The following is an 18,441-nucleotide window of genomic DNA, read 5'->3' as shown; positions in this document are numbered from 1 at the left end:
TGACGATTTCCTAATACGAATGAAACAAACCTGTTAGTTCCCCTCTCGTAATAGAAACCATTTAGACGAGGGGTACCGGTAATAACTATTGGAATAACCTTTTGAGTATCAAACATATCAAGTTGAACAGCTTTCATTTGCCAACACCCCAACAATTAAATCAAATCACTATTTTCCTTTTTAAGATAAATAATTGGGTACTTTGCACGAACCACCTTGTAACCAGGCAGACCTAATGCAAAGTACCTTCTTACCTCATTAATAAATTCTGCCTGATTTGTATCTCTTAGCCTCCAAATTCGATCACCAATCATGGATTGAAGTAATCTCTTTTCACTCATGCCACTTGAATATTTATGCCAGCATCTGAGTTTTCAAAGTAAATCCGTTGATCAAATACAGACTGCGCTTCTTCTATATGTGTGATAACTAACACCTTCTTAAAGCGATCGGCTACTGCTTTGATAGATTCTAAAACTAACGCACGGTGCTCACCATCTTGCGAGCCCAGCCCTTCATCAATCGTTAACCACTCCACTTTAGAGCCAGCTCTGCAAGCGAGTAATTCAGCAAGAGCGAACCTAATTGCAAAGTCGATACGTAACTGCTCCCCACCAGAAAACGTCTCGTAGGGCCGTTCTCCGGACCAATCGCCTATCATAATATCCAGCGTCTCAGCAATGCCATCCTTAGATTTAAGTTCTCGCTGCGTCTCAAATCGAAGTGAATGTTTGCCCTTACTCATTTTCCCAAGAATCTCGTTAGCAATCTTCTCAAGTGCCGGCACCGCATTTTCAATAATTAAAGCTGGGATACCATCTTTGCCAAATGCTTTAATTAATGTCTGGTACCTAGTCCATTCCTTCACTAGAGGTTCCATGTAAGTAGTAATGCGTTTTCGCTCAGCTTCAGCATCTTCAAATGCTTTAAGCTCTGTTTGTAATCCACCGATACGAACCTGAAGAATTCCCTGCTGCTCTCGAGCAGCTTTTATCTGCTGCTCATAAACAGGTACCATTTGCTTCTTCGCTTCAAATTCGATAGTCTCTAAAACAAGCAAAGAAGTATCAACATCATACCCATTTCGACGATTTGTTTTATTGGTAACTTCCAGATCAATGGCTGCAATACGTTCAGTCGCTGATCCTCTTATTTCAATAGAGGTAGCAAGCTGATCTTTTAAAACAGCCCATTCCATAATCTTGACTAACTTTTGTTGAAGATCAGGCAGCTCAACGAGCTCCAATAGCAAGGCTCCACTTTCCTCATTGAGATTATGCAATCGAACCTCTGCAGCTAGCTTGGATTCTTCAAACCTCTTCATTTGTGCCTCAAGGTTTGTTAAAAGCTCCACCTTAGCATCCAATTGACCTGCTTGTTCAGATAGAGGACGAAGCTGATTAACGCGTTCCTTTAGCTTCAAATGAACCATTTGATCGTAGTCAAGAGCCTTACGTTCATTTAACAATAGTTCATATGCATTCTCTAAAATATTGCATTCGATGGGATCAAGTTTAGCTACCTCGTCATTAGCAAGAATAAGTTCTGCCTTTGCTTTTTGAGCATCCGAAAGAAAATGGCAAGCTGCTATCGTCACGTCAATACAATTGGAATCAGCAAGCATGACTGTCTTGCCGGTTAATACTCTAATCCGTTCATCAAGTGCCTTCTTTTTATTTTCAAATTGAAGTCGTGTACTACTAGATAACTCTTGTGCCACTAATAAGGAAGAGTGCTTCTCCTGATCCAACATCTGCAGTTTATCCAACTTTTCTAGACTGGAAATAGATTCGACAAATTCTGCAGCTGCAACATCAAGAATAGATTTATTCGCAATTAACTTTGTTAGCGAGGCAATCTGTCCAACAATAGGAATAGAATCCGTTTCAATTTTAGTAATTTCAGCTTGAATACGAACTTGCTCTGCTTGTATTTCTTGAGAGCGCGGCGCCTTCGTTTGTAGAATGGTTATTTTTTCTTGAACCACAAGAGCTTCTTTTGATTTTTCAATAATTTGTGTTTCATACTGGAGGATTTTCTCTGCTCGATCTAGCTTGGCAACAAGACCTGAACGTTCAGAACCTAATAGGGTTATTTCTTCGAATAGTACAAAGGATTGTTTAGCAAGCTCCGCTGCTTTAGTTGATTTTGCTTGTAGCTCTATCACTTCTATCTGCAGTAACTTTAAATCCGCTTCATATTTATTCAAGTTTTCACTTGTCTCTGCGAGCTGCTGCTTGTGTTCAGCAAGCAGCTCATCCTTTTCTTCTTTGACTGCCAATGTTTCATTTAAATCAGTAAGCTTCGATTTAGCCCTTTCAATTTCTATATTTAAAGTAGCGGATTTATGTCTCGCACTTTCTAACAATTGATCGTAGATATTTAAGCCGAGCACTTGCTGCAGAATCTCTTTACGTTTGCCGGCAGTCTGAGCGGTAAACTCATTTGCTTTACCTTGAAGAATCATGCTTGAAGCAGTAAAGGTTTCAGCATCGAGATTAAGTAAGTTCCGGATAATATCCTCTGTATCCTTAATCTTCTCGGCCGACCTACTCTCCCATTGTTCATTTACCTTTTGCTGAAGTTCAAGCGTGCTTTTACCATTACCCTTTATGGACCGAGTACGAATGGTTCGATAAATACTGTCTTGATGTTCGAAAGTAAACGTAACTGCCATTTCTTGGGTACCTTTACGAACAAGGTCATCCATGCTTATTCCCTTTATCTTATCTCCAAAAAGAGAAAAAATCGGAGCAAGTGTGAAGGCTGAGCTCTTTCCGGCTCCGTTGCGGCCACATATCGCAGCAATCGTAACGCTGCTTAAATCTATCAAGGCATAAGGTATAGCACGGAAATTAACAAGTTCAATGCTGATTGGTATCATCAAAGCCCTCCCGCTTAAAACCTGTAGTTGATTCAAGCCAATCTAGAATTTCACTTTGCGTTTTTAATGGTGGTAAATCATTTAATGCAATTTCAATATTCCGTAATCTGATATTTTCAAACGATAAGCTTGCATTTGCATCAAAGAGATTTTGGTGTGAAGTAACTATAGACCGTAATTTAATGATTCCGGTATTATCTAAATCACATCTCAGCTCATCTTCAATGATTTGTAATTGGGGCATTGATAAAATTACACTCATGGGGCCACCCCCTCAAGCAGCGTTGATGTCATACTCTGTAGCATAATAATCTCCGGAGTTTCAATCCCTTGATTTGTTGCCCATTTCTGCAGAGCTGTGAGAGGACCTAAAGCCTCCGTAACTTCTACATCACGTGCTCGGTCGGTCCGTTCGATATCTGCTTTAATCTCGTAAACGAAATAAGCTCTAGCACTATACAACGCTTTTTCTAAAGTTTGACGATCAAACAGCTTTTGTAATTCCTCGCTGCAGGAGTAATGTACACGAACAATTGAAGAATTAACTCCATCAAAGGTATCCAATTCACCATCAAGCCAGGCTTGGATATCCATATCACACCATCGAAGTGTTTTGAACTTACGAGACTTGGGGTTTACTACATATGTGTGAACCCATTCAGCAGGATGTATTTCGTGAATCCAGAAACCAGTTGCCGTTTTCTCATCACCAAAGTTATGTCTTTCAGGTGCACCACTGTAATAAACATTAAGTCCAGCTTTCTGTGGCCGGTGAATGTGCCCGAGTGCTACGAGATCAAATAACTCAGTAGCTTCTTGCAATAAAATAGGTTCGTTTTGCAACAGAGCATCTTCAAATCCGGTATCAGCTAAATCAAATGTTAGATGCGACATTAAAATAGTTGGGTACATCGCATCACACTTGGACCGGAGCTCTTTGCATTGTTCCGTTATCCGGTCCGTCATAATTTGGTGAATCTCGTGAGCTGGTAAACCGCGAATTTCATCATTTGCAGCTATATTGCTGCGATTCATACCCGGTAAACAGGATATATTAATATCATGTAAGATCATATGACCTGGATCGGTGAAAACATGGATACGCGGAATATTCATTTGTTGAATGAGAAAATAGGCACTAATCGCATCATGTGAAGGGGTACCACTTATAACAACAACATCAATCCCTGCTTTAGATAACTTTCGTAACCAAGAAACAAACTCAGTGATTTCTAAACTGGCACGGTCCAGAAACACTCGAGCATCCTTGAATGCGTCTCCCGCGAACAGAACTAATTTACAACCTTCTTCAATAATCCGATCTGCAGCATAATTCATAGAAGCAATGATATCTTCAAATCTAGAAAAGTGATTCGGACCAGGATAACCTAGTCCATAGTGACAATCTGCAATATGCGCTATTTTCATTGCTCACCTCTTAATTCAGGTGGGAGATTATCGAAATCAAGCTCGTCCTTGTTTTCTGCAAACGCTGCTCGGCTCTCAATTAACAAATCTAAATGCTGGCCCACTGCAATCCAATCTGCATCACTCTTCAAATCATCCATTACTTTCTTAATGGGTCTGCCTAGAGCTTCGGTAGCCTGTGCGGCAAGACCGTTCCAATCAAGTACTGCTGTTTTCATTAAAGCTAAAACTCTATTTTTATTTAAAGGAGTAACTGGTTTAATTGTTGTAGATGATGTTATAGTAGTTGCACTAGGTACTGCCGTATTTTTGGCAGCTGCCGCTTTTCCACCACTTTCTCCATCCCCACCCTCTGGATCATCTCCATGAAGATAAGCCTCAAGCTCTTCTTCTGTTTGAGTGAAGATACCACTAGAGCGAGTAGCAGCTAATGTTGCATCAACAAGCGCACGCTTCTTTGCCATTTTCAGTACTGTATTCCAAATGGAAAACATATCATCGTTATCCATGCGGTATTTATAGTATTTCGAACCACCAGTTCCTTTAAATTCTTTTACAAAAAGGTCCTCCTTGTGTATTCCTTTCGGAATATCTTTCTCATAAAGCCAGCGCCAGCGGTACCGACTTTCAAAAGTATTAGCACAGCCTACACCCTCTCCAATGACAACTCCTGTAGAGCGGTGAATCAAGCGAATTGTGATATCAACAGAGTAATAGCCCGTTTCAAGATTCTTTTCTTCAGTTTTGTTAGCAATAGTCGGAGCATAGTTATAAAACTCTAGTAATCCTTCTGCACCTGGTTTCCAAAGAGAAGGCTTGTCCGTTCCCGGAATAATTCCATAATCCAAACCTTCTTGCATAACCTCACGAAAGAATTCTTTCGTGAGATTAAGCTTTTGTTTCATATCGACAAGCTTTTTCCTTAAATCCGCAGCACTACCAAAGTCCAATTCAACAATCGAACCGCTGTTATTTTCTTGATGTTGCACAAGAGTAGTCTCATTCATTTAAGCAGCCCCCTTAAGCAAATCAACGACTGCTCTTAAAGCAATCAATTCATTTTGAAGACATGTAACTCCATAACGTTGACGATTCACCAATTCAGCTGCTTTATTAACGGAATTCTGCTCGATAGTCGTATACTGGCGCATTTGTGCCTCGCGAATCTCAGCATTCTTTCCATCAATCTTTTTACCTTGATCTTCCCAAACACCGATATACAAACCATCTTTTAATTGTTGTAGCGTATGCTGAGCTTCAAATAGATTATTTTGTAGATTAATAAGGTCCAATTCTGCAGCTATAATTTCAGTTGGTAATGCTAGTAAACGATCGACAATATCCTGTTTATTCAAGTGAATCCCTCCATATTAGTTTTAATTACTCAATTGCTTTAATTTCCGTAATGCAGGTACCACAAAGTAATTTACCGTTTTTCGTAGATTCAATTTGCTCAATCGATCCACAGAAGTTGCACCCCGGTGCATACTTCTTAAGCATGATTCGATCACTATCAACAAAAATTTCTAAAGCATCCTTCTCACCAATTCCTAAAGACCTACGAAGTTCAATAGGTAAAGTAATACGTCCCAATTCATCTAGCTTCCTTACAACACCAGTAGCTTTCATGTATAAATACTCCTCATCATTTTTTATTTTTTAACTAAATTTGGTACAGTGGGGATAATGTCACCAGTTTGTGGCGGTTTTTCACTCGTGTTGATAATAACATCCCTATCATTCCGTTGAACCCACATCAATTCTTGTTTCCATGGTTTTAATTTCACTGAACTTCCTCCTTGCTCTCAAAATCCCACTGTGGTACGATTAGATTAATAATATTTCCAATAGGCGTTACCGAATGATCACTGTTACTAGCAGTGGTCATTCTTGCATTTACCGGCTGATGAGCCTCAGCAATCTCAATTTCTATCTCATCAATCAAGGCCATAAATTCAATTTCTAATTCAGGATTCATATGCCCGAGCCGCTTTTGAAGCCGGTACATTTTGATATATTCCTGCTGTCTCTCTCGTGCAGCTCTGAAGTCGTACTCTATGCTGCTAGATAAGCGTCCCATGTACCTGACCTCCATTTTTCAACGAATTGTTCAAAAGTAATGCCGTAACGATCCATTACATTGAAATGTGTAAAATAATTACCTAGTCGCTCCAATAGATCCTCTGACATTCAAACCACCTCATTTCATATATTTCTTCACTTTCAATTCCCTACGATGTTCCTTCCATAGTGCCAACCAACTAAATGCAAACTCCTTACAAAGTACGGCTACGTAATGAGTTAGTGCTGTAATTGCCTCGATGCATTCCATAATGGCAGACTTGATTGCAATCATATCTACTTCTGTTAATTGGTCCTTACGCTTCGTGATAGGTACCAACCGCATTGCTGCTTGTGCTTCGCTGAGCTCCTCTTCTGTTTTCAATTGAACCGTAGATTTGTGAAGATCAGCACCATCAAGCCAAGGTGTGCATGCTCCATCAGTTACTTCCTCCTGAGCAGCCAGCATAAGTTGTGGATCGTCGTAGCAAGTGGACACTCGCTTCATAACAACTTTTGCAGCCTTTCTATCCCCGCTCTCTATTCGAGCAATAACCGATCGATCCATGGGTATCGCTTGCGCAAAATCTTGCTGCGTCATATTTTGCCTTTTTCGGTAAGCCAATATAGCCTGTCCCATACTCAAATTCTCTCACCTCCCTTCGTTGCACATCTGCATGCCCATTATGATGAAAACGACACATTGCAGTAGTATCTTTGTGACAAAGGGTTGATTTACAATGATGTAGTAAGCTTCTGGTTGATCCCCTTTCCCCTCAACCGCTGGCGCTGGATCCGTGCTAGCGGGTATTTCCTCATTTATTCACTTTCACTTTAAGTTGCTCTAGAGTGACAGGTGTCAAATGAATTGTAGGAATCTTCTTTCCGATAAAGTAGGTCTCTGCCTGACTTCGCAATCTAGATCGTTCTAGTTCACTTAATAATTCAGGATGAAAGCAATAACAATATCCATCAAGATCAACCTTAAAAATTGCTCTATCAATTGCAGAATCTACATCCAAGCTTAAACACTTCATCGTGACAACAATTCGAACAAGACAAGCGAAGCGATTCTTCCAGGCAAACATCTTAGTACACCGACACATCATACATTTGCAGAATATACATTTGAATCAAAATTGCCATGTTAGGACGGGATTCATATCGTTGGAGCTCTTTCTGGACAATCTCTTTACCTTTCTCAGTAAGGGTAAAAGAACCATCCTCATTCATAATTATTTTATTTTCTTCGATGAGTTGCTTGCGACTTGTTTCTAAAATACGAGCATCCAAATCATCGACTTGCTCAATCACTTCAACTTGTTCGACTGATGACAAAGTAATCACCTCCTTCAATTTGCTACTTTCCTTGTTCTAAGCCATTGATACAAATCAGACTTTAAAACATAAATTGCCTCGCCCTTCCTGCGATTCTTGTTCATAACTGGGAAGTCAGGGTCACGAGTCCATTCACTGATTGTCGATTTACCGATATTGAATAATTTCTCCATGTGTACAGGCCGAAGTATTTCCGGGTATTCATTGTTCATTCTTAATTCAGTTAACGCTTGCTCAAGCTGTGCATTATGTTCTGCAAGATCGGCTGCGAGTCGAAGAGCATCAGGTAGTGTTGTGGGTGTTTTCAATTAGATCACCTCCTTTGTTGCAACGTTCGAATTATGAACATTTATTTCAAAAAAAATGAAAACTTCATTTACAGAACTACCAAGAGCAGTTGCAATTCTATTCGCTTTCTCAAGAGAGGGTGTTGCATACCCTCTTTCGATATTTGCGATTAATGACCGCGAAACTGATGAGTTTTTTGCAAGTTCCTCTTGTGTCCAACCAATACATTCTCTAGCTTTAACTAAGTTCACTTGGGGTAGTAATTGATTAATCCCCATAAATAACACCTCATTTCTCTTGTTTTATTAACATCTTTGTTATTACTATACGTTCATTTTATGAACATGTCAAGAGATTTGTTCGTTATTTGAACGTTTATTTTATGAACAATTTATATTACACTTTAAGAAAGGGGTGAACCGTTATCGAAGCATCTTTTGGAGAACGAATAAAGCGATTAAGAAGTTCAAAAGGCATCACTCAGGAGCAGCTTTCACATCTATTGGATATCCCGGAATCTACTATTAGACGTTTAGAAACCTCAGATAGCTTACCTAGAAAAGAAAGAATCCATCAACTTGCTGATTTTTTTAATGTTAGAGTTGATTATTTAATGGGAAGAGCAGATTTATTAGAAGATAAAAAAGTAAGTGATTCGAAAGAAGAAATAAATATCGCATACTTTGGCGGAGCGAAAAATGATTTGACTGAGGAAGAAGCGCAGCATTTAGAGGAAAGCCTGGAGATGTTTAGGGCTCTGAAGGCAAAAAGGAATGCGGAGAAAAACAATTAACGACACCAAAGAAAGGTGTCGTTAATTGTCGCATATAATTAGTGGTGGAGTTGTTACTTAAATTCTTTGTTTTAAATGTTCGATATATTCATCAATTTCAATATTATTTTTTGATTTATATAGATCTTCATTATATATTTCATTTTCATTATTAATCAAAACTTTGAATTTATAAATTAGGTACATATATTGATATTTCTCAGCAAGTTCATTCCCATCGTTGTACCATTTATTAAATCCTTCTAAATTAGTCATAAATAAGAACTTGGTATAAAAGTAAATTGCCTCAACATAGTAATATTTAATGTGTTCTAATTCTGAGATAGCTTTTTCATATAAATTAATTGCTTTAATCTTATCATCCTCAAAAAATGCTAACATCAAATCCTTAAGACCTAAAGTATATGGATTTGTTGCAACTAATTTAGTTACTATTTTCTTATTTGTTTTCCCTAATTTTGCTTTAATATAATGTGTTTGCATAATTTCTATAAATTCAGTTTCATATAATTGATTAATATATATATCTAAAGCAGCTACATTTATTTCTCCTGAATTATACACGACTTCAAAATAAAAAAAGTTTAATTCTTTCATTTTTGATGAATTAAGTAATTTATAATAGCCTAATTCGAATAATATAGTCAATGCCATATTATCAAAAAAATCAAATTTAATGATTAACTTTAATGCTTGAAATGTATCACTATACATATAGACATTTAATACAGAGCTCACAAAATTTGATGAAATAACATTATCATCAACGAAGTAATTTCCAAGTTTATTTAAAGGAAATACATTAATAAGTTTGTTATACATTCTCTTGAAATCACCACTATAAAATTGATGTTTTAACACATAAATTTCAATTAAGCTTTCGGCATAAGGTATTTCACTAAAATAACTTTTTAGACCATTCAACTTTTTATAATGATTGAATGTTCTTTCAACTGAAAAAAAATCAATTTCCATTAAAAAATCAATTTTTTTATTTTTATCACCTTCAAAACTTGTGATATACTCAAAACATTTCATTATGTTCTTCGAATTCATATCAAAAACCCTGTGTCCATCTGATCGTTGTAATTTTGTTAGTCTTTTTATTGAATCGATAATATGTGAAATATAATTAAAAGAAAGTTCATAATAGTATTCCTTTTCTTTTTCCGATCTTGTATTAAATTGATATTCTGCAAATCTGCCAAGAATTGATTGTAATTTAATAAATCCTCTATTAATTTCAATCAAAGACTTGTTTTCTAAAGAAGTTATTTCTCGATCTGTTACTTTATTAATATTTAATTTATACTCATCTTTCAAAAAAAACGTTTTCAAATTTTGCATGTGTATACCATCTGGGAATAGAGCCAATATTTCGAAGAGTAGTTTTTCTCTATTGGTTAGTTTGTTATACGAATAGTAAATTGATTGAAAAAGTGACTTCGATCTTTCTATGTTTTTATCTCCATGATTATTAAATATATCATCGTATCCAGATGCTGTTATATTAAAAAAATCTAAGTCTAATTCATTCTTTAACTGAATCATGTCTTTTGTTTTAGGCAAATTTTGTGCAATAATCTTAATTGCTAGCGGGTTATTATTTAATAAATTATCAAGTATCTCTTCTTTAAGAATTTTAATATTTTCTTCGTTTATAGATGAATGATAATACTTCCGAAACAAATTATATGCTTCATCTGAAGTAAAAGCTCTTAGCTCATGGCGTTTTTCAAATTCAAATCCTACCCACTCTCTAGATGTAATAACTAATGTTGCGTATTCACAAATGAATGTTATCAAATCTTTAATTTTATCAACTTCGATTATATATAACATTGTCTCAAAATTATCAAACATTATTAGCATATCAAGTTTCATTTCATTTTGTAGAATATGATCTTTAAGATTAATTGAACTATCTATTCCAAAACATTGAGATACTTTATATTCAAAAGTATTAAAATCTAAAATAAATTCGCAATCTATAAAATAATAACCATCACAGAAATATCTTCTTTTATATAACTCATAAACAGCTTTCTTTAAAGTAGTAGTTTTCCCAATACCACCCGAACCTTTTATTGTTAAAATATTATTATTAATATCAATTATCTTTTGAATTATATCTTCTATATCAGTCATTCTGCCTACAAAATTAATTAATTTTTTGGGGTCAATACTATCATCAATAGAAATTTTCGGACCTACATATTCATTAATTACAGCAACACCCTTCTCAATCATGCTTATTTCTATTTTTTCACTATTAATGATCTTCGAATTATTCAAACTTTCATATGTTGTCTTTTTAAATAATTTAAATAAGATATTACTTATTTCATTTTCCCATAAAATTATAATGGGTAATGAAAAATCTGCTATATCGATGTTTATTTCTTTATCAAGTATGATAAAAATACATTTAATACCGGTAATTGCTATGTCTTGTTCAATATCCCTTAATTGTTTATATTTACTCTTCAAATATTTATCTTCAATTAATATTTTCTCTTGATAAGCATTCGAGAAAATAAATACATAATCATATCCATCAAGGTCCCTTAGATTTAATTGTGTCAAATAAAAACAATCCACATTTACTTGTAACCTACTAAATTCTTTATTTATATCAATAAAATTATAGTGAACTTCTTTATCAACAGGTGAAGGTAACAATATCGCAATATTGTTTTTTTGTTCTAAATAATTTTTGGCAATTACTTCAGGTGTTAATCTTTCCATTGAAACACTTAACTGCAGTTTAGGTCCTTTTATTTCAATTAAACTAGTTAGCAAATCATCAAAAGCTTGCCCCCAGTTATCAATCTTAAGAGGTTGGATGCCGTACGCATTAAAATCTACATCTTCAGTTGTAATTATGAAATGATTACCAGATAGCCCTTTGTATACTTTTTGAATGTATTCAAATTGCTGCCTTACAAATGGATCTGAGAAACTGAATCCAATAAATAAAATGGTTTTATCTGTTATTATATTTTTAAATCTTTCAATTGCAGAATTATTTTCTTTATACAATTCTACGTAATCATCTTTAAATAAAATACATTTCGCTGGATCCTCTATGCAGCCATGTAATTTCAAAATATAATTTTCAGATAAATTTGCAATATGGTAATCATTATCATAGATGATTTTCCTATAATTATTTGCATATTCTAAAGATTTGTCGTAATTTGTGGTAATAATTTTATTTGAAATTTCTCCTAGTTTTTTGTGAAACCCAAGATTACCCATATGATCTTTTTCAATGTTAATAATATCGTCCATTATTCGATATATAAGCTGTTTATGATCTTTAATTTTCTCTAATATTTCTATTTCAGTAAAAAATTTTTTGCTTTCCAACCCATCTAATAATATTTGATAGCTTGAATCTTCGTTTAAGAGTTCAATTAAAAAAGCTCTAACCAATCCATTCCAATCCGGAAGCCCTAAGCTCTTTGAAAATCCTGAACCAATAAATAAAACAAGTTTATCTTTTTGAATTGCATCAATAATTTGCTGATTTATTCTCATTTAAGTGCTCCTTTAATAATAGCTTTAATTAATTTTACCATAAATCCCCTCCCCACTTTCGACAAATTTTTCTATTTTTATTTTCTTAGAAGAATTAGAGGGGGAAAGAGCGAAAAATGTAAATATGTAGTGCATTAGAATTAGGGAGGTGGTAGAATATACTAAGTTCATAAGTAAGGAGAAATTCCCATGCCCAAATTATTAAAGTCTAAAACGCGAAATAATACTACTATTTTCGAAATTGACGCAAAAAATTATATTTTAAAAGTTCGGCTGGTAAACCAATTTCGTAAAAGTACAACAACTATAAAAGGAAATATTAACTGTATCAAAATGATTGATAAAGTAGAAAAAACATCTATAGAAATAACAAGTAATAGCATTTCTTTTTTTCCAATGACGAAAACTGAAGATATAGAAGAAACAAGAAAAGTAATATATAAACAAGTAGCCCAACGCTCTTTAATTTATATTATGAGTTCGGAGGATAATTTAGAGTTATCTACCTCTTCTTTACTTTCTGATGATTTACGGGCATCCGCTAGTCTTCTATATTATTCTTTACATAAATATATAACGGGTCAACTATATACCTTTCTAAACGAAAAGCTGAATATCAACGATCAAAATATTTTTTTTGATGAAGTAGACCATTTTACAAGTGAAATATTTTTTAATGAAATATATAAACCTAGTTTAACATTTGAAGACCTTTCAAATATTACACTTAATAAGGAAAATTATATTAAATGCTTACAAAATTCAAAAAAGAAATCTTCGGTTAATCCCTTTAAATTGATATCACTGTTATTAATGAATGAATCATCTTTTTACGAAGAAATTGCACCCTATTTAAAAATATTATATAAAGAAATATTTAATGAAGAGTACACAGTGGAATTAGATAATATTGAAAAAAAAATCACAGAATGTTTGACTAAAGAAAAAAAAAATAGGACTCCGGAAATAGAAGTTTGTGCCGCTATAGCTTATGCTTTTAAAAATATTATTAATTCAACTGATATACATTCTAAAACAATGTGGTCAATTTACGCTTTATCTCTGAGACTTTACTGGTTAAGACAAACAGCGGATTACGATTACGATTTTGAAATTAAGACATCTGTCCGTGAAATGAGCCTATTAATTTCTAGTGTTAAAAAATTTATTAAATATATAAATAAACAATTTACTAATAATGGAGATATCGACGACGAAGAAATTTCAGGGGATGCTATCAATACTAAATTTAATGAAGTAGAAAACCATCCCAAAAATGCGGATGCAAGCAATGTTGACTTAGACAATACGAAGTTATACAATATCGATTCCAAATTTCTTTTAGATAACATTCAAAATAGTGAAATAATTATTTTCATGACCGCTGTTCATTTAGATGCTGAATTCGACTTTGAAAATATACTTTATTCATTAAATTTCACTGAAAATATAACCAATAAAGGTAAATATTTTATATATGAATCAGATAACTCATTCCAATTTTCTATAAATATTCATATAGATTTAAATGGAAGATGGACAATTTGGCAGGACGAAAAATCTTTATATGATAATATCTATACTCAATTGGATTTAATTAAAGTATTTGATGAATTCAAATATACTTTTTTAAATGTTTATCAAGAATGTTTTACTGTAAAATATTTCCCGGAACTTATAACTTCAAATCCAGTTATATTAAGAAATGATTATAATATTCAAACTTATAACGTAAGTGCAATTGGTGATATCCAGAATTCTATATATATTAGAAAAAATTTAATTTTGACCAGTGTTATTAGAGAAATTAAAACTTTATTTAATCTGAACTTTGGACATTACAATTCTTTCATTTTAGAAGGCTTTAACGTATATATTCATTTAGAATTTAGTCATGCTGTTTTTTCTACTTCATTACCATTTTATTCATCAATAAATAAAAGTGCTTTCGAGGGAAATTCAAATGATATAATTATGTTAATTGGTGTTGAACATGCTAGAGAATACTATGAAGATTTCGAGCATCATATTAATAATTCGATGGATATATATGATACTCTTTCGGTTAATGCGAATAATAAATCAGCTTTAATTGATTATACGCAGCCCATAGTTACTGAAATTAGTAATTTAGATGATTTTCTAAATAATAAACCATCAGTTTTAGCCCGAGAAATATTAGATTTTTTCAACCATATTGCATACTCATTAATAGAAAAAGGTAATGAATTTGAAAAATCGAACAACATAATTAATGTATGTATTAAAAGTCAATATTGCGGATCATTTCCACATGCTACATTAGGAATGTGGTATCTAAGGAATACAATAATTCCTATTGAAATTTCTGAGGAAAAAGGTAATGAATATTACTTAGTTTCAATTGATTTGATTGAAAGTGACCATCCTGAAGCTATAGATGAATTACATCAAAAATATTTCTATGAAATGGCTAGGTTCTATTTATATAGAAAAAACGATTATATTCAGTATTTAAAATATTACGATCAAGGAATTGATTTAGGTGATACTCTAAGTTCATATGATGAATTAATAAAGACAAATTATGATTATCAATCTTTAACAATAAATACTGAGATTGCTGTAACTTTAGAGGGAAATATAAAACCAAATAAGATAAAAACAACACGAAAAAAAACTATTGTTTCTCAAAAAGAAACGACACCCTAGTCCGGTGTCGTTTCTTTTTGCAATATTACTTTCAGCAACTCCAGGGCACTCTCTTCATTCGGATCGTTGGTACCGAGTCCACCTTGGATTCAGTAAGTAATTTGTCGATGTCTTGGAGAGCAATAAGATGTTCTGACAACTTTATTAGTAGATTCCTACTATCTTCTAAATATAATGGCCTTAGATTTTCTGGAGGAAATTGTGTACTCGTATATAATTTAAACAATACAAATACGTCTTGTTTGTACTGTGCTTTTTTCTTTTTATCTCCTGTTGTCATTCTTGAGACCCGACCATATTCGTTAAATATGACATCCATAATATCATTTAATTTAAGCTTAGCTGTCGTATCACAAAAATTTTTAAAACCACCCTCTTCAAATATTATTTCCTTTTCAGCTTCTATTTCATCTTCAAATTCCTCTTCATCGTCGTCTACGTTTTTATCATCATCTTTCTCATATTCATCGTCACAATTACGAGTGACTTCCTCGCTCTCTGCAATGTTATATATTATAGAATATAATTCATCCTCAACCATCTCGAGTAACTCATTAGTTCCAGGAGACCAGTCCTCATTCCAATCATAATAACCATCTGATATCAACCAAAGTAGCTTCAATTCATTAACAGATAATTTTTTAAGCACCCCACTGCAAATTGATAGAATAGTTGCTTCGTAGAATTCATAGAAAATACTTTCTCCTTCTTGAACTTGGAATTTAAATTCTTCCCATACATCGTCAAGCCCACTGTCATCACCACTGTGAAGACAATCAGGACCTAGTTCTTGAATTTCATTAATCACTTTATCAGCATATTCATTATATTTATCCTTTATAATTTGAGTCACTTCATCATTCAATTTCCTTTCCCCCTTTGCCATTATCATCCTCTTGCATTCGAATTTCGACTTCACCAACATCTCCATGCCATTGAATTGAACTCAAAAGAAAAGTTTTTAGGAACGAAGAACATTAATCTAACTCCTCAAACAACGTATAATTAATTGCATTTTCGTGAAATCCTATGTAATAATTCGTCGTTTGCCAGTTTATCCCTCTATTATTCCTACAAATATTTCTACTTTTATTACCCAAGAGGAAATAGAGGTGATAAGAACTAAAAATGTAAATATGTAGTGCTTTAGATTTAGGTAGGTGGTAAAATATGTTTATTGATTTTTTATTAATATATGAGGTGATATCTTGTCAGACCATTGGGATATATATTTTTGTTATTATGAGGACAAATTTGCCTCTGTTGTCTTGGATATGGATATTTGGAGAGAAATAGATAAGAATAATTATTCGCATCCGTTATTCCTTAGAACGATTGTTAAGTCCCCTGCTGAAAATGGCCTTCCTATTAATGATGAAGCAGAATTATTAAATGATATTGAAGACCTAATTATTGCTGAGATTAAAGATTTGGGATACAACATTGGTAGAATAACTTGTGATGGTAATCGTGATGTTTTCTTTTATTTTAAAGAACCCTCGTTAGAATTACTTTTAACTCTGGCAAAGAAACACTACTCTCAGCATGACTATGAATTTAAAGTAACAACTGTAAAAGAAGATAGTCCATGGGAGTTTTACTTTGAATATATCTATCCGAACAAATATCAAGTACAACATATTGGCAATCGAAAAGTTGTCGATTCCTTAAGGGAGTCTGGAGACCCACTAGAAAAACCAAGGCGAATAGACCACTGGATTAATATTAATAATCTAAAGGATAAAAAGTCTATTATAAAGAAACTTATTAACTTGGGTTTTATAATTGAACCAAAAGATAAACCATCTTTATTAAAAAAAGTCACAAATCTAGGGTTGAAAATGGTTTCGAAGAATAAAAATAATGACGAAAAATACTTGCAGTTTTATCGTACTGATCTCTCAGATTTCCATTCAATAAATGATATTACTGATTTGTTAGTTAACTTACTAGAAGATTATGACGCGGAATTAGATGGTTGGGAGACTTTAGCGTTAAAATGAATGCTATAAGTATCTGGGAAAGATTGAATCAAATTCAATTCCTGAAATTATCAATCAGATCGGGGTTACGAAATGGTATATGAGCTTTTATCTCTTTATAAAAAAAGTTAAGTCTAAGAAGAATGTTTCTAAAAAAAATGAAAATTTTGAAAATGATATTGCCGTTCTTTCTATTTATGGTATCCGCTTACTTCCTTTTTCATTTCACTTCAGTGAATACCATTGGAATTATTATTAGTTTACTCACTTTAATAATTTCAATTTGGATTTTCACAAAAATAACTAAAAAGGAAAGAGATCGCATACAAAACGAACTATATGATGGATTAAACTTTAATCAAATTCGAATCAAAGGTCTTAGTGATTATCTAAAACTAAAAGGCATTGAAAAAGACAAAGAAAAAATTCAAGATTTAATAAAACTTACCGAAGAAGAAATCAGCGAGGGGAAACTCCCTTATATTTTTGGTAATGGTTTAATGTTGGCTTTATTGATACCTGTTTGGAATCAATTAATCACATGGAAATTCACCCGTGAAATTGTACGATTTAATGATGGTTTAATTTTGACATTAGTTATCACTATATTAGTAGTTTTATTTTTTTTCTATATTACTTTTATGAAAAATACTTTTCATGATGATATCATCAATAACAAACAAAATAAGTTAAAAACAATAAAAAACGATTTAAAAGAAATTCATTTCAACTTATAGAATCTCTCGCCTAATAAGTCCTCTTTTACAATTATGTTTACTGTTCTAAAGGTTTTACTATGGTATAAACTATATTAATGCTTAAAACAAAGGAGAAATTTAAAGATGGAAGAAATACAAACGGCAGTTTTAAAAATTGAAGAAATAAAAATAAAGGTAACTGCAGCAATCAAAAAATTGTTTGATAATGATTTATATTTTCTAATTAATGATTTAAATGAACGAACAATTACACATAAACTTGGAACGTATTTACAAGAAGGTTTTTCCGGATTTGATGTAGATTGTGAATACAACAAAAATGTTGATGAAGAAAATGGTTTAAAAAATATTCATATGTTGATAAACGAAGCTGAAAAATTGAATAAAAGAAGTAAAATTGTGCTTAATGGAGAACTATATGTATTCTCAACATATCCAGACATTATTGTACACAAAAGAGGTGGTAATGAGAATAATCTGCTAATAATAGAAGTTAAAAAAACAACTAATCCTACTTCAAGAGATTTTGATCAAAAAAAATTAAAATGTTATACTGATCAATTGAATAGCTCTTTAAAATATAAATATGGTTTGTTTATAGAATTTGAAACAAAAGTTGAAATCCCAAAGCTTCCAACTTTAATATGGTATGAAAATGGAACAGCACTGCCTTCTGCGAATGCTCTTAGTAACTAATTTCAATACAAAACGACA

Annotated in this window: 22 protein-coding genes; 5 read left to right on the top strand and 17 right to left on the bottom strand. The window is 33.1% G+C overall.

Annotated elements, in window-relative coordinates:
• Positions 1-155: 155 nt before the first annotated feature.
• The 15 genes from EHS13_RS36750 to EHS13_RS13615 form a co-directional block, all read right to left on the bottom strand.
• Entirely contained in the window at positions 156-341 is a 186-nt protein-coding gene (locus EHS13_RS36750) for a hypothetical protein (protein WP_227013930.1), read from the bottom strand.
• Entirely contained in the window at positions 338-2,884 is a 2,547-nt protein-coding gene (locus tag EHS13_RS13670; RefSeq protein ID WP_155700875.1) for an AAA family ATPase, read from the bottom strand. The genes EHS13_RS36750 and EHS13_RS13670 overlap by 4 nt, the downstream gene beginning before the upstream one ends.
• On the bottom strand, positions 2,865-3,146 hold the full coding sequence (locus tag EHS13_RS13665; RefSeq protein ID WP_155700874.1) for a hypothetical protein: 282 nt from the start codon (positions 3,144-3,146) through the stop codon (positions 2,865-2,867). Before EHS13_RS13665 ends, EHS13_RS13670 begins: the two co-directional genes overlap by 20 nt.
• Positions 3,143-4,312, bottom strand: a complete 1,170-nt coding sequence (locus EHS13_RS13660) for a metallophosphoesterase family protein (protein WP_155700873.1) — start codon at positions 4,310-4,312, stop codon at positions 3,143-3,145. Before EHS13_RS13660 ends, EHS13_RS13665 begins: the two co-directional genes overlap by 4 nt.
• Entirely contained in the window at positions 4,309-5,319 is a 1,011-nt protein-coding gene (locus EHS13_RS13655) for a hypothetical protein (RefSeq protein WP_155700872.1), read from the bottom strand. The genes EHS13_RS13660 and EHS13_RS13655 overlap by 4 nt, the downstream gene beginning before the upstream one ends.
• A complete protein-coding gene (locus EHS13_RS13650; protein ID WP_155700871.1) occupies positions 5,320-5,667 on the bottom strand; it encodes a hypothetical protein in 348 nt (115 codons plus the stop codon).
• Positions 5,668-5,692: 25 nt separating this feature from the next.
• Positions 5,693-5,941: an AbrB/MazE/SpoVT family DNA-binding domain-containing protein gene (locus EHS13_RS13645; RefSeq protein ID WP_155700870.1), complete on the bottom strand. Its 249-nt coding sequence runs from the start codon at positions 5,939-5,941 to the stop codon at positions 5,693-5,695.
• A gap of 23 nt (positions 5,942-5,964) precedes the next feature.
• Positions 5,965-6,099, bottom strand: coding sequence for a hypothetical protein (locus EHS13_RS37185; RefSeq protein WP_264373585.1), 135 nt, complete (start codon positions 6,097-6,099; stop codon positions 5,965-5,967).
• Positions 6,096-6,392: a hypothetical protein gene (locus tag EHS13_RS13640; protein ID WP_155700869.1), complete on the bottom strand. Its 297-nt coding sequence runs from the start codon at positions 6,390-6,392 to the stop codon at positions 6,096-6,098. The genes EHS13_RS37185 and EHS13_RS13640 overlap by 4 nt, the downstream gene beginning before the upstream one ends.
• Complete coding sequence (locus EHS13_RS37180) at positions 6,368-6,502, bottom strand: hypothetical protein (protein WP_264373584.1); 135 nt, start codon at positions 6,500-6,502, stop codon at positions 6,368-6,370. The genes EHS13_RS13640 and EHS13_RS37180 overlap by 25 nt, the downstream gene beginning before the upstream one ends.
• Positions 6,503-6,512: 10 nt before the next feature.
• Positions 6,513-7,013 (bottom strand): helix-turn-helix transcriptional regulator, encoded by a 501-nt coding sequence (locus EHS13_RS13635; protein ID WP_227014023.1) that lies wholly within the window; start codon positions 7,011-7,013, stop codon positions 6,513-6,515.
• Between the two features lie 175 nt (positions 7,014-7,188).
• A complete protein-coding gene (locus tag EHS13_RS13630; RefSeq protein ID WP_155700867.1) occupies positions 7,189-7,461 on the bottom strand; it encodes a hypothetical protein in 273 nt (90 codons plus the stop codon).
• A 1-nt stretch (position 7,462) separates the two neighbouring features.
• Complete coding sequence (locus EHS13_RS13625; protein ID WP_155700866.1) at positions 7,463-7,711, bottom strand: hypothetical protein; 249 nt, start codon at positions 7,709-7,711, stop codon at positions 7,463-7,465.
• 14 nt (positions 7,712-7,725) lie between these two features.
• Entirely contained in the window at positions 7,726-8,019 is a 294-nt protein-coding gene (locus tag EHS13_RS13620; protein WP_155700865.1) for a helix-turn-helix transcriptional regulator, read from the bottom strand.
• Complete coding sequence (locus EHS13_RS13615; protein ID WP_155700864.1) at positions 8,020-8,277, bottom strand: helix-turn-helix transcriptional regulator; 258 nt, start codon at positions 8,275-8,277, stop codon at positions 8,020-8,022.
• Between the two features lie 146 nt (positions 8,278-8,423).
• Here EHS13_RS13615 and EHS13_RS13610 point away from each other — a divergent pair, with 146 nt between their 5' ends.
• Positions 8,424-8,792, top strand: coding sequence for a helix-turn-helix domain-containing protein (locus EHS13_RS13610; RefSeq protein ID WP_155700863.1), 369 nt, complete (start codon positions 8,424-8,426; stop codon positions 8,790-8,792).
• 57 nt (positions 8,793-8,849) lie between these two features.
• On the opposite strand, the gene EHS13_RS13605 is transcribed toward EHS13_RS13610, so the two are convergent.
• The gene (locus EHS13_RS13605) at positions 8,850-12,335 is read right to left on the bottom strand and encodes an SIR2 family protein (RefSeq protein WP_155700862.1); all 3,486 of its coding nucleotides are present in this window, start codon (positions 12,333-12,335) and stop codon (positions 8,850-8,852) included.
• A 189-nt stretch (positions 12,336-12,524) separates the two neighbouring features.
• Between EHS13_RS13605 and EHS13_RS13600 the strand changes: the two genes are divergently transcribed.
• Positions 12,525-15,026, top strand: a complete 2,502-nt coding sequence (locus tag EHS13_RS13600; RefSeq protein ID WP_155700861.1) for a hypothetical protein — start codon at positions 12,525-12,527, stop codon at positions 15,024-15,026.
• A 31-nt stretch (positions 15,027-15,057) separates the two neighbouring features.
• Here the strand turns inward: EHS13_RS13600 and EHS13_RS13595 are convergent, their stop codons facing one another.
• The gene (locus tag EHS13_RS13595) at positions 15,058-15,891 is read right to left on the bottom strand and encodes a hypothetical protein (RefSeq protein WP_155700860.1); all 834 of its coding nucleotides are present in this window, start codon (positions 15,889-15,891) and stop codon (positions 15,058-15,060) included.
• 343 nt (positions 15,892-16,234) lie between these two features.
• Here EHS13_RS13595 and EHS13_RS13590 point away from each other — a divergent pair, with 343 nt between their 5' ends.
• The 3 genes from EHS13_RS13590 to EHS13_RS13580 all read left to right on the top strand — a co-directional run bounded on the left by EHS13_RS13590 (position 16,235) and on the right by EHS13_RS13580 (position 18,423).
• On the top strand, positions 16,235-17,029 hold the full coding sequence (locus tag EHS13_RS13590) for a DUF695 domain-containing protein (protein ID WP_155700859.1): 795 nt from the start codon (positions 16,235-16,237) through the stop codon (positions 17,027-17,029).
• Between the two features lie 137 nt (positions 17,030-17,166).
• On the top strand, positions 17,167-17,745 hold the full coding sequence (locus EHS13_RS13585) for a hypothetical protein (RefSeq protein ID WP_162463101.1): 579 nt from the start codon (positions 17,167-17,169) through the stop codon (positions 17,743-17,745).
• Between the two features lie 105 nt (positions 17,746-17,850).
• Entirely contained in the window at positions 17,851-18,423 is a 573-nt protein-coding gene (locus EHS13_RS13580; protein ID WP_155700857.1) for a hypothetical protein, read from the top strand.
• The last annotated feature ends 18 nt before the right edge of the window (positions 18,424-18,441 follow it).

This window comes from Paenibacillus psychroresistens (genome assembly GCF_009728935.1).
Lineage (GTDB): Bacteria > Bacillota > Bacilli > Paenibacillales > NBRC-103111 > Paenibacillus_AC > Paenibacillus_AC psychroresistens.
The sequence above is the reverse complement of the archived record's forward strand: the minus strand, read 5'-3'. Positions and strand labels throughout refer to the sequence as shown.